Origin of the sequence: Paraburkholderia sp. J7, assembly GCF_905220155.1 — a bacterium.
Lineage (GTDB): Bacteria > Pseudomonadota > Gammaproteobacteria > Burkholderiales > Burkholderiaceae > Paraburkholderia.
Window position 1 is genome coordinate 221441 of the sequence record NZ_CAJMYZ010000004.1, and the last position, 11970, is coordinate 233410.

Genomic DNA, 11970 nt, shown 5'->3' on the forward strand with positions numbered 1-11970 from the left:
GTTCGCACGCGCACACTCGGGCAAGCTTAGGTGTGGCGTGTGCGCGGGCTTCGCTTGCAACTGGAACAATTGGGGAGGGAGAGTCGCGGGCGCCGGCCGCCGTCGTAATCGCGTCGGATGCTGGCCGCGCGCAGGACGCCGCGCGAGCGCGCAATGTGGCGCATCGTACTGTGCCGGCGCCCGGTGGCCGCTATCGTCAGACACCTATCAGACGCACGCGCCTCGCACTTGGCGCCACGGAGTCGACGATGAAGCTTTCAGGAGGTTCGATGGCCGAGAGCGCGCTCGCGAGGCGTGCCTTGATATTTGCGCTGTATGTGCTCGTCGCGGCCGCGTCGTACTGTGGCTTTTTCTCGAAGTACGCATTGCGCGACGATTCCACGCACGATTCGATCGTGCGCATGCTCGACGGCACCGCCGATCGCCCGTACGTCTATCGACAACTCGTCCCCTACGCGGCGAACCTCGTCGACAAGGCATTGCCCGCGAGCCTGAAATCCAGTTTGGTCGCGCACCTGCACATTGAGTATCCGAAGCACGACTGGATCGTCAACACGTTCGAGCGGGCCACCGAAGCACGCAACCCGGCTTACGTGCTGCGCTACTACATGGTGTACGGGGCGCTATTCGTGGCGTTGCTTGCGGGCATGCTCGTGTTGCGCGCCGTTTGTGCGGACCTTACGGGCCACGCGGCGGCGGCCACGCTCGCGCCGCTCGCGTTCGCGCTGGCCATGCCGGCCGGCAATTTCTGGGATTTCCCGGAGTTCTTCTTCATGGCGCTGTCGGTGTGGCTCGCGGCGCGCGGCAAGTGGCTCTGGCTGCTGTTGCTCACGCCGGTCGCCACGCTGAACAAGGAATCGTTCATGTTCTTCGTGGTGTGTCTGTACCCGTTCTTGCGCGAACGGATGTCCGCGCGCGAGGCGCTGACCGTGACGGGCCTTTGCGTCCTGGCGGGCGGCGCCGTCAATGGCGTGATGAAACTGCACTACGCGGCCAATCCCGGCGACATTGCTCAGTTCAACCTGATGGTCAACCTGCGTTTTCTCGCCGATCCGCGCAACTATCTGCTTAGCGACTGGACGTACGGCATCCTGCTGCCAAAGGGCTTCAACGTGATCATCCTGTTCGCGCTCTTGACGATCGCGCGCGCGGGCTGGAAGCGGCTACCGCGTGCGGCGCGCCTGCACGCGCTAATCGCGCTGGCGATCAACGCGCCGCTCTATCTGCTCTTTGGCTGGGGCGACGAGGTGCGTGCGCTTAGCATGCTCTACGTGCCTGCTGCACTGCTGCTCTGCGAAGGCATTGCGGCGTACATGGAGAATGCAAGCCGGGGCGCGCCGGCTCTTGCGGGCGTGGCCGACGTGCGCCACGACCCGCAGGCGGCGCCTGCGATTTCGCATCAGTAATCGGCGCACGTCGCACAGTCAGTGTTGCGGTGAGTGCGCATCGCGCCGTAGCGCCAGCAGGCTGGTGCGGAAGTTGGGCAGCCAGCCGTCCACCTCGGCGCTCGCGACCGTATGGTAGCCGTCTTCACCGCCGAACTGCACGAGGTACTCGTCATCCTGGACCCACCAGAAGCTCTTCGTCGGCGAGTCGACGTAGTTGGGGTCATACAGATACGTGCCGTTGAATTCCTCCCCGCCGTCGATCTGCGCCGGCTTCACGCCTTGACTGAGCAGGGTATCGAGAAGGCTCCAGCGGGCGCGGTTCCAGCTCATGTAGTCATGGGTCCCGGCTACAGCGTAGGCGCCCGTGAGCACCAGGGAGAACACGGCCGCCGCGGCGAATCCACGTGCGCCCTTGTGTGGCATCTCGCGCTGCGTGGCGTTCTCGGCCCACTGCCATTCGACGGTGATGAGCGCGAGCAGCGCGAAGGTCGGCACGAGCAGATAGCGGTCGAAATACCCGGCCATCAAAAGTGGCCCGAGGTAAATGACGGCGTTGAACAGCAGGAATGCGCGCAACGATGCGTCGCTATCGAACTGGCGTCTGCGCAGCGCGTTCACTAGCGATATGACCACGAGCCCCACTTCGAGGAGCATGAGCGTGGCCCCGCTGACTGCGATGAACGTCATGAGCATCCAGAACGCCTTGGGCAGCGGCGCGGGTCCGGGCAGCGTGCCGGGCGCGCTGTGCAGCCGGACGGGACCGAGGCCGGCGTCGTTGATCGTGACCCAGTCGAACGGCAGCGGATGAACGGCCGCCATCAGCGCGAACCAGACCGCGCCGAGCGCGCCGGCGGCGACGAGGATCGCGCGCCCGTAGCGCCGGCGTCGATAGCTCGCGATCATCGCGGGAGCGCGCCAGAGCAGAACGGGGCAGAGGAACCAGCCGATGTGCACGATCACGCCACGACCGTACTGCTCGAACTTAACGGCTAAAGTGCGCAGCGAGGTGAGCGAGCGGCCGAGCCACTCGGTAGGCGCGTTCGCCAAGGCCGGCAACGCATGGCGTGCGCTCAGCCACAGCACGAGACCGGCGAGGAGCGCAATGCCGGCGGCGATCCCGGCCGCGCTGAGCGCGATGGCGCGCTTGTCCTTGCGTGATTCGAGCACGAGCGCGGCGAACATCGCCATCGCCAGATTCAGCCCGAGCTGGCGCACCGATACCGCGGCGAGCGCGAACGCGATGGCGAGGAGCAAGGTGCCGGTTTTACGGCTGCGCAGGAAGCGGCAGAAGAACATCGTGGCGACGATCGAGTACGCGGCGAACTCGATATCGGTCATGAATGACAAGGACAGCAGGAGCCAGATCGGATTGAAGCCCAGCACCAGCGTCGCGGCCACGGTCTTGCGGCGGCTGCAGCCTGCGTCCTGCAGGAGCAACGCAAGCGCGGCAAGCGCGAGGGCGCCGGCCACAATCGTCGAGACGCGCAACGCCGTGTACGAGAAACCAAACGGCAGGCAAAAGAGCGCGCCCCAGAGCGTCTGTCCAACCAGCGTCATCGAGGTATAGCCCCCCGGCGTGAACTGGCCGGTTTCGAGCAACGTGCGCACGGTGAGCGCGTAAGACCAGTCGTCGTTGAGCGGGATGTTGCCGAGCGGATTGACGGCGACGACTGCGATCAGCCAGATTGTTACCGGTAGCATGACGCCGAGGTAATCACGGCGGTCGCTCGCGAGCGGTTTGGTGGTGAAAAGCGTGTCCATGTGCGCAAAGCCCGAATGAAGGTCCGGATCGACGGAGCGTGGCGTGGTGGATCGGCGCAGCAGGGATGACGGGCGCGGGCATCGCGCGCGGGGCCCGCATGGACTGCGCACCTCGCCGTTTGCCCGTGGCAGCGGCGCCGTGCCGGGAGCATCCGGCAGTGTCACGCGTGATGCTATGAGCGGTGGCAGCGCGGCTCTGTACGGCAGCGCACCATGACGCGCTACAAGGCGCATAACGGGTCTCGCCGCACGGTGCGATGTGGCGTGCCGCGCGGGGCGAGATGGCGTCCTCGTGGACTATTCGGCGTCGCGCACCGTCGCCTTCGAGCCATCCATGCGTGCCGACAACGGCCGTTTTGCGCTGACCAGGTAATTCGCGAGCCGGCGATAGCGCACGGCGAGGTGTGGCTCGAGATACACCGCGATCCCCAAAGAGAGCGCGACCATGCACGCCATCACGAGGGGGCGCACATCAAGACTGAGATGCAGCCGCTTCTCGGCGAAACTGATCAACATGTAGCCCAGGTTCTGGTGGATCAGATAGATCGGGTAGGCCGTCCTGCCGAGGACCGAGTAGAGCCGCTTTAGCCATGCGTAATTTGCCTTGCGTGTAAAGCAGATGAAGATGCCGAGCGCGGCCAGCGCCATGACGGGCCCGCTGACGGGCGCCGGGCTCGTATTCGTGAACAGCTCCGAAATGCGCGCGGCGTCCATCCACGAGCGAATCGCGATGAGCACGAACGTGACCGCGAGCGTCACAAGAACGCCAGCCGAGAAGCGCCTTTTCGTGATGATCAGGTGCAGCAGCATCCCGGCGGCGAAGTAGGGCGCGTACCGTTCGAACGGGAAGGGGCTCGTCGGGCTGGCCTTGAGCGGAAAGCCGGGCAGCAGCGTCACCGCGCTAAATAGCGTGAGCAGCAGTGCGAGTGTGGTGATGTGCTTGCCGATGTCGACGAGCTGCATGGCGACGAACACGATTACGTAGAAGGTCACGAGGGTGCCGAGCGACCAGTACGACCAGTCGACGCCGGCAACGACCGGAAGCGGCAGCACGAGAATGGAGCTGAGCAGGCTGGGGAGCGAAGGCGAATAGCCTGCGGCGAAGGTCGCCGCAAAGGTAATTGGCGCGCAGATGAGCAGGCACGGGCCGAGTCTCACGAGCCGGTTCGTGAGGAATTCGCCGGCCGTGCGGGTGAGCGCTGAACCGATGATGATGAAACCACTCAGCACGAAGAAGATATCGACGCCGAACGAGCAGTAGCGCAAACCCGGCAAATGGAGCGGCGCGGCGCCGATCACGCCGAGCAGAGGCCCGAAATAGTAGTAGTGCCAGGCCATGGTCAGGCACGCGAGAATAAAGCGCAGTGCCTCGAGGTAATCGATCTTCCCGTTTGCGCCCCGGCCGGAGTTGTTTTTCATTATGTCTTTCTCGCTGCCCGACAAGGGCGCAGTGTTGCGCTTGGAGCTTCTGTTGCGAGCCCACTCCTCGGGCGATTCAGTGGAAAAACTGGTCGATCAGCGGCCGGAACCGGTAGAAGGGGCTAAAGCCCATCAGCATGCAGCATTCGGGCAACCGGAAAGTCAGGCAATAGAACAGCGACAGCGCGAAGAGCGTCTTGCCGTTGTGGCCGCTTCGAAAGGCAATGGCGGGGATCAGATCGCGCGACACGTACTGGATTGACGGTTCGAGGCGCGCGCGCAGGGCCACGGGAACGAGGCGCAGCACGTCGGGCACCGTGATCGAACCCGTGCCGTCGGCGAGCAGCAGCATCACGTACGACAATGAGACAGCCGAAAGCCAGCGCCCCCAGTCCATCGCGAGCACGAAGATCGGCGTTGAGCAGAGCGCAAGAAACCACAGGATCGCGAGATGGCGGCGCAGCAGGTCGGGTGAGCACACGCCGCCGCTGGCGTCGCGCCGCGACGTGATGAAGGCGAGCACCGCGCCGATGCCGACTGCGCCGAGCGCCCATTCCCAGAACTGCCCGGAGACGAGCACGTGCAGCGAAAGCGAGAGGTTGGCGAGCGCGCTCCAGCCGAGCACGGTCACCGCGCCGAAGGGGATGTCGGGCGATTTCGGCGACAAGGACGCGCGTAGCGCAGGGTCCAGCATCATCCACATCTCGCCCGCGAGGTGCGGGTTGCCGCGAAATACGAAACACACGGCAAGCATGAGCAGCTGGATGAAAAGGCCGAGCCACACTAGCCACGTGAAAACCCGGCGCGCGGGGAACATCTGCGCAACGCGTCGCGCGAGCAAGTAGAAGGCAGGGAACGAAATGAACACGAATCCTTCGTGAAACAGCGGCAGGATTGCGCACTGCGCGAGGAACATGACGAAAAACAGCCACGCGGCGGGCGTGCGCGCCGCATCCGTGTCGGCACGGCTGATGTACACGTAAATCAGGCAATTGATCGCGAGCGAAATGTGGAACAGCATTTCCTTGCGAAAGAAGTATTCGTCCCCGAAGGCCATCTGCAGGAGTCCGCCCGGCAGCAAAAGCGCGAGCACGATTGCCGGGGTGCTCTGCCAGCGCGAGGCGCGCCACAGTGCGAACATCAGCACGCACAGTACCGTGTAGTTCACAAACACGAGGTGATTGATCGCGCTGATCCAGTCGACGTTGTCGCGCACGAGTCCGAGCAGCGCACCGCCGAGGCCGCGCCGGACGAAACCCTGGTTATAGGTGACGAGCCACTCGGTGTAGCCGTAGGCGCTCCAGTTCATCGTTTGCGGCGCATACGCGGTTACGCCCCAGACGAGCGCAACGCCTGCGCTCATGAGCGCGAGGACGATCCATAGATTCACTCGTTTCACTGCATCCCCCCTTTCTTGCGCTGGATCCATCGACAGCGCCGCGCGGCGATCCGAATTGACCCGCCGCGGCCGCTGACCGTCTGTTGCCTGCGAACTGTCTAGGTTTCGTTGACTGCCTGCGCCTGGCGGCCGGCCAGGCCGCCGGAGACCGCGGGCGAGCCATGCGCCCGGGTGGCCGCGGCACGACGCCTGGACCCCGCGCTGCCGAGATAAACCGCCGCAGTGGTGCACAACAACAGCGCTGCGCTCACGTCGAGCATGCTCAGCGCGCGCACTTCGTCCACATAGCCGAGCGCGAGAAAGAGCGGCACGTTGCACGCGGCAGCCAGCAATGCATGGCGGCGCGCGCACTTTGGCAGCGTGCCCCAGCCGGTGAGCACGAGCAGTGAAAGCAGCGCGAGCATCACGACGTTGGTCGGGCGCGGCAGCGGAATGCCATACGTCCACTCGGTCAGGAGGTAGTTGCGCGGGTTGGCAAAGAAGCGGAGGTTGACCCAGAGATTGAACAGCGCAGGGCTGCCGGTATTGCCCGCATACCGGTATTTGATCAGCACGTTGACGAGCGCGCCTGCGACGACGCAGGCGCCGATGCACGCCACGGCCGCGCGGCGCGAGACGCGCATGCGCAAAAACGGGTATAGCGTGACGGCAAAGAGCGGGAACGACTCCTTGTTGAACGTCGCCACGAGCGCAAGGGCCACGAGCCATGCGATCTTTGCCCGGCACGCGAGCCAAACGGCGATCGTCATGAACATCATCTCGGGAAAATCGTAGTAGTACGTGGCTGGCACGGCGATGGCGAGGACGAGCGGCGCCAGCGTGGCGGCTACTTCGTCGCCGGTGAGGTCGAGGCAGACCCTGCGCAGCATCAGCATCGCGACGAACAGCGAACCGAAGGAGAGGCCGTACACGACGTAATAGCGCAGCGCATACACGGGATCGTCGGTGCTCGTCGCGCGCGTGAACGTGGCGCGCAGCGGATTATGCGCTGGCGCGTCCTTGGCGAGATGTTCGAGAAAGCGCGCCTTGACGGATCCCGGCAGCAGCCTCTCGCTCGCGTTTGCGATAGCGGGCAACAGCTGGCGGTAGACGTACGGCCGCTCGGCCGTGCCTGCGAGGACGTCCGTGAGCGAGGTGCCGGCATGCCCGTCGCCGAAGCTGTGCTTGGCGTAACTGCCGCAGAAGGCGGCTGCCGCGACGAGCAGATAGGTGCACAAGAGCATCACGCTGCGTGTGACGCGTGCGCCGAAGGGCTGCTGCGGGTTCATGGGACACTCCGTCAAGAAGCGCGGGGCCGCACGTTCGCGCGGTCCCGCGTGCTCGCATCAGGGCTGGGAATAGTCCGTGCCGGACGGATCAGTGGTGTACGTATAGGCGTACGCATAGTCGTAGTGGCCATAGCGCGCGCCGCGCTTGAGCTCCACCGCATTCAGCACGCCGCCGACCACGTGCGCGCGCGCGCGCTGCAGCTTCTTGAGCGACGCGCCGATCTCACGCTCCGTATGGGCGCCCGCGCGGATCACGAGGACCGTTGCGCCGGCGAGGTTCGCGACGATCGACGAATCGGCCACGGCGAGCAGCGGCGGCGTGTCGACGATCACGAGATCGAATTCTTCGGAGAAGCGTCGCAGCACGTCCGCGAAGCGGCTCGACGTCAGGATTTCGGACGGATTCGGCGGATACGCGCCGGCTGCGATGAAGTGCAGCCCCGAAACGCCCGTTGCGCGCGCGGCGATATCGAAGTCCACCTGGCCGGTGAGCAGCTCGGTCAGCCCGCCCTTGGGCGAGCGGCCGAAGTACTGCGCGAGGCGCCCGCGCCGCAGGTCCGCGTCGATCAGCAGCACGCGCTTGCCGGATTCGGCGAACAGCGCGGCGAGATTCGCGCACAGGAAGCTCTTGCCATCGGCGGGCGTCGGGCTCGTGAACGCGACGATGCGGTTCGGCGTATCGACGAGACCGAATTGCAGCGTCGCGCGCAAGCCGCGCAGACCCTCGACCGAGGTGTCGAACGGATGCGTCTTCGCGAGCAGCGCGCGGGTGGGCGCATACGGCGCCGGAACCGGCAGCGTGTCGGCTGCCGCTGTGCGACCGCGCTCGCCCACGCGTGCGCTGTTGTGTGCACCGTGCGGGCGCAGCAGGCGTGCAACGCTCGAGGGCAAGATACGCATCATGCCGCTTCGCGTGGGCGCGGGCAGCGCGGCGTGCTTGCTGTTGGCGAGTTGCAGATCGCTGCGCGTTTGCTCGGCCGAGAGCGCAATCGAGCCGAAGATCGGCAGCGAGAAGCGCCGCTCGATCGTTTCGGGGTCCGAGATACCCGTGATGAACATGTGGCGGCAGAACGCGAACCCGATCCCCGCGAGCACGCCGAGGAGCGCGCCCGCGGAAATGATGAGGCCGGACTTGGGCGCGACCGGCACGGTCGGCACGAGTGCCTCGTCGATGATGTGCACGTTGCCTACCGTCCCCGCCTTCTGGATCGACAGTTCCTGGGTGCGGTTGAGCAGGGCGACGTAGATGTCGTTGGCGACCTTGGCATCGCGTTGCAGCGAGACGGCTTCACGCTCCGTACCCGGCAGGCCCTTGAAGTGATCTTCGAAGCGCGCGCGCTCGGCCGAGAGGGCAGCAAGCTGGGCGTCGACCTGCTGGACCTCGGGGCTGTCGGCGGTGAAGCGCGTAATCAGCTGCGCACGCGCGATGCGCAGCGCCGCGATCTGCTTTTCGTACTCGAGGCCGCCCGACAGATACACAGAGGCCTCGGCAGACGGCTGGAACGTGCCGGCCCGCGCCTGGTACTCTGAGAGCGCGCGTTCCGCGCGCTGCAGATCCTCGCGCAGCCGCGGCAGCTCGCTGTTCAGGAAATCGAGCATCTTGCTCGCCTCCTCCTGCGCGCGCGCCGTGCGCTGTGCGAGGTACGACTGGGCGACTGCGTTGGTGATCGCGGTAATCGCCTTCGGGTCCGTGCCCATGAACGAAAGCTGCACGATGCCGGTGTCATGGCCGCGTTCCATGACCCCCAGGCCGCCCGCCAGACCCATGACGGCGTCGAGCTGGTTGGCGCGCGTGACGAAGAACTCGGTGTCGGGGCGCGCGACGAGCTGCGTCACGTAGATGGTGACACCGTTGCCTTCGGCCGGCTTCCCGGCGTTGCCGGTCAGCAGCAGATGGCCTGCCGGATCGAGCAGATCGAAGCGGCCGTCGCCGAGTGCGCGCAGCGTGAGCTGCACGCCTTCGAGCGCCTTGGGCACGCTGATCGAGTCGACGGCGAACTGCTCGCCGCCCCACGCATAGGAGTGCATGCCGAACCAGGCAGGCATCGGGTGGCCCGGACGCGCGAACAGGTGGGAGATTCGCGAGAGGTAAGGCATCGTCTTTGGCCCCGCGCCGAAGTTGAGCTTGAATTGCTCCACTACGGGCTCGACCACGCTGCGGCTCTTGATGATCTCTATTTCGGCGTCGGTGCGCACCATGCCCCCGCCGACGGTCGAAAGCGAGCCGATCGAGGCGGCTCCCGAGCCTTGCTGCGCCGGGTCGATCTGCAGCATGGCGTCGGCGGAGTAGATGCGCGTGGCAGTCTGGGCATAGAACACGGCGGCACCGAGCACCACCGCCACGATGCCGATCACCCACCAGATCTGGTCCACCACCATGCGCACCAGATCGCGCATCACCTCGTCCTCGTCGCTCCCGCGGGCCGGCGAGATGTCTTCAATGTCATAGGTACTCATTGTTATCTCTCTCGGTCGCGGTACTCAGGGGTTCACGAGTTCTTTCGTGAAGAAGATCGTCTGCAGCGACGGCGTGATCAGGTCGAGCAGGCGGTTAAAGCGCGCCGACTGGGCGATCTGCACGTACACCACATCGCGAGGCTCCAGCTCGAACCGGGTCATCAGCATGATGGAATCGACCTGGGTCATGTCGAGGCGATACACCTCGGGCGTGGCGAGCTTTGTCTTCACAGTGTGGTTCGGTCCCGGCTGCGGATCGATGCCGCGAATCACGTAGATGGCATGCGGGTTCGACGTACGGTTGTCGATGCTGTTCGCGTTCGCGATGGCGTCGGCGAGCGTGAGCTTGCCGCGGTTCATCGGCACGATCGAAGGATGCGCGATTTCGCCGAGCACGAACACGCGGCTATTGGCGCGGTCGGGCACGTCGACGATGTCGCCATCCTTGAGCAGCACGTTCTGGTTGATATTGCCGGTCGAGACCAGCGAATCGACGTCGACCTGATGGCGCACGCCGGCGCGCGTGACGCCGATGTTCTGCAGATCGGCGTCCTGGTTGGCGCCGCCAGCGCGGTTGAGCGCGTCGACGATCGACAGCGGCATGTCGGTGATCGCCTGGCCCGCGGGCTGGCGCACGTCGCCGAGCACCTGGATCTGCTTGCTGTTGAAGCCTGTCACGCGCACGTCGAGCTGCGGGTTGCGGATCGTTTTGCTCAAGCCTTTCGTGAGCGTTTGCTGGACCTGTTCGGCAGTCATGCCGACCACCTTCACTCGGCCCACGCGCGGAAAGAAGATCGTGCCGTCGCTTGCCACGCGCAGCTCGAGCCCGCCGATCTGGCCGCCGCCTGTGCTGCCTGCGCCGCCCGCGCCGCCAAGTGTGCCGCCGCCAGTACCGCCGCCCGCCGAAGCGCCGGCGCCGCCGCCCGACGAGAGGCCCGGCAACGGCGGCGTGCCCCCGCTCGACCCGCCTTGCGAGGTCAGCTCGGGGTGATCCCACACGATCACCTGCAGCGAATCGTTGATGCCGATGTGATAGACGTATTCCGCGCGCGTGTCCGGTGTGAGGCACGTGAGCGGGCAGGTGCGCAACGCCGTGTCATCGTCCGGATGCTGGGCGAAGAATTGCGCGTTGATCTGCTGCACGTCGTAGACGGGCGGCGCCGTCTGCTGTGCCGGCGGAGGGGGTTCGCGCAGGTTGCTTTCGTCGAAAAAACCGCCGGGCGTGAAACTGCACGCGCACAGCGACGACATTGCCAACCCCGCGATGATGGTTTTTGTCTGCATGGTCTCATTCCCCGCGTTACATGTGCGCGCCGATCCTTTCAGCGTCTTTCCTGCTGCCAGGCGCCAAAAAGAGCGCGTACGCCAATCCACCACTGCTGCATGGCCACTGTCGGCCCGGTCCGGCCGAATGCCAGCGTGAGCGCGCGGCCAAGCCCCGGGTCCGCGCGCGTGCCAATCAGCGTGGCGTAAAAGATAAAAGCCCAGCGACCTGCCGGTGAGAGGTGGTCGCGCATGATGAATCGCAGATTAAACGAAGCGTTGTAGAACGCTGTGCGGTTGAACACATACCGCTGATCATCGTCGCTGCGGGCCGCCGGAAAGTGATCGACGAGGATCGTCGGGTCGTACATCAGCTTCCAGTCACGCCGCACGACGTCGAGGCTGAACAGCATTTCGCAGTGCACCTGCGCGCCGCTGCCGCGCAGCCGCTCGTCGAAGCGCACGCCTTCCACTGCGGCGCGCCGGAACGCCATGTTGACCGCTTTGAGCACCTGCACGCGGCGCGCCGAACCTGCGCCGATATGGTGATTGCCCACCGGCCGGCCATACCAGCTCACGAGCCCGACGTTGGGCGCCGCGCCCGTAAGGATCGCGCCGAGCTGATGCACGATGTCGCGCCCGCCAATGCCGCCGAGCGCGCTGTCGCGCGCGAACGCTTCGGCCATGCGCTGGGTCCAGTCGCGGTGCGGCGCGGCGTCGTCGTCGGTGAAGCAGAGAATGTCGCCGCGCGCCGTTTCGATGCCGAGGTTGTAGGCGGCGACGACGCCCGGCTGCGTGATGCGCGCGACGCGCAGGTTGCGCGTGCCGGGCCCCGCTGGCCGCGCGTCGAGCAGCGCATGCGTGGCGTGGTCGTCCTCGCGGGCGACGACGACCACTTCGTCGGCGGGGCGCCACTGCGTGTCGAGCGCCGCGAGACAGCGTTCGAGATCCGCCGGCCGGCGGTACGTCGGCACAATCACAGTTAGTTTTACTGACGGGCCCGATACCTCATTCA

Annotated in this window: 8 protein-coding genes; 1 reads left to right on the forward strand and 7 read right to left on the reverse strand. The window is 65.6% G+C overall.

The genetic code is table 11. The features are described from left to right. Window positions 1–248 precede the first annotated feature (248 nt). The gene (locus U5A58_RS08510; RefSeq protein ID WP_321961102.1) at window positions 249–1406 is read left to right on the forward strand and encodes a hypothetical protein; all 1158 of its coding nucleotides are present in this window, start codon (window positions 249–251) and stop codon (window positions 1404–1406) included. 18 nt (window positions 1407–1424) lie between these two features. On the opposite strand, the gene U5A58_RS08515 is transcribed toward U5A58_RS08510, so the two are convergent. From U5A58_RS08515 to U5A58_RS08545, 7 genes are all read right to left on the reverse strand, one after another. After that, window positions 1425–3149: a hypothetical protein gene (locus U5A58_RS08515; protein ID WP_321961103.1), complete on the reverse strand. Its 1725-nt coding sequence runs from the start codon at window positions 3147–3149 to the stop codon at window positions 1425–1427. Window positions 3150–3446: 297 nt separating this feature from the next. Then, window positions 3447–4568, reverse strand: coding sequence for an acyltransferase (locus U5A58_RS08520; RefSeq protein WP_321961104.1), 1122 nt, complete (start codon window positions 4566–4568; stop codon window positions 3447–3449). Window positions 4569–4644: 76 nt separating this feature from the next. Further along, a complete protein-coding gene (locus U5A58_RS08525) occupies window positions 4645–5967 on the reverse strand; it encodes a hypothetical protein (protein ID WP_321961105.1) in 1323 nt (440 codons plus the stop codon). A 98-nt stretch (window positions 5968–6065) separates the two neighbouring features. Continuing rightward, window positions 6066–7235 carry a hypothetical protein gene (locus U5A58_RS08530; protein WP_321961106.1) on the reverse strand — a complete coding sequence of 390 codons (1170 nt, stop codon included), beginning with the start codon at window positions 7233–7235 and terminating at the stop codon, window positions 6066–6068. Window positions 7236–7292: 57 nt separating this feature from the next. Beyond that, window positions 7293–9692, reverse strand: coding sequence for a polysaccharide biosynthesis tyrosine autokinase (locus U5A58_RS08535; RefSeq protein WP_321961107.1), 2400 nt, complete (start codon window positions 9690–9692; stop codon window positions 7293–7295). 24 nt (window positions 9693–9716) lie between these two features. After that, entirely contained in the window at window positions 9717–10976 is a 1260-nt protein-coding gene (locus U5A58_RS08540; protein ID WP_321961108.1) for a polysaccharide biosynthesis/export family protein, read from the reverse strand. Between the two features lie 38 nt (window positions 10977–11014). Next, window positions 11015–11935, reverse strand: a complete 921-nt coding sequence (locus U5A58_RS08545; RefSeq protein WP_415774193.1) for a glycosyltransferase family 2 protein — start codon at window positions 11933–11935, stop codon at window positions 11015–11017. Window positions 11936–11970: the final 35 nt, after the last annotated feature.

Bases quoted from the DNA above. Each gene is read 5' to 3' on its own strand.
- U5A58_RS08520 (WP_321961104.1), bottom strand. From the start codon at position 4,568: ATGAAAAACAACTCCGGCCGGGGCGCAAACGGGAAGATCGATTACCTC.
- U5A58_RS08540 (WP_321961108.1), bottom strand. From the start codon at position 10,976: ATGCAGACAAAAACCATCATCGCGGGGTTGGCAATGTCGTCGCTGTGC.
- U5A58_RS08535 (WP_321961107.1), bottom strand. From the start codon at position 9,692: ATGAGTACCTATGACATTGAAGACATCTCGCCGGCCCGCGGGAGCGAC.
- U5A58_RS08510 (WP_321961102.1), top strand. From the start codon at position 249: ATGAAGCTTTCAGGAGGTTCGATGGCCGAGAGCGCGCTCGCGAGGCGT.
- U5A58_RS08530 (WP_321961106.1), bottom strand. From the start codon at position 7,235: ATGAACCCGCAGCAGCCCTTCGGCGCACGCGTCACACGCAGCGTGATG.
- U5A58_RS08515 (WP_321961103.1), bottom strand. From the start codon at position 3,149: ATGGACACGCTTTTCACCACCAAACCGCTCGCGAGCGACCGCCGTGAT.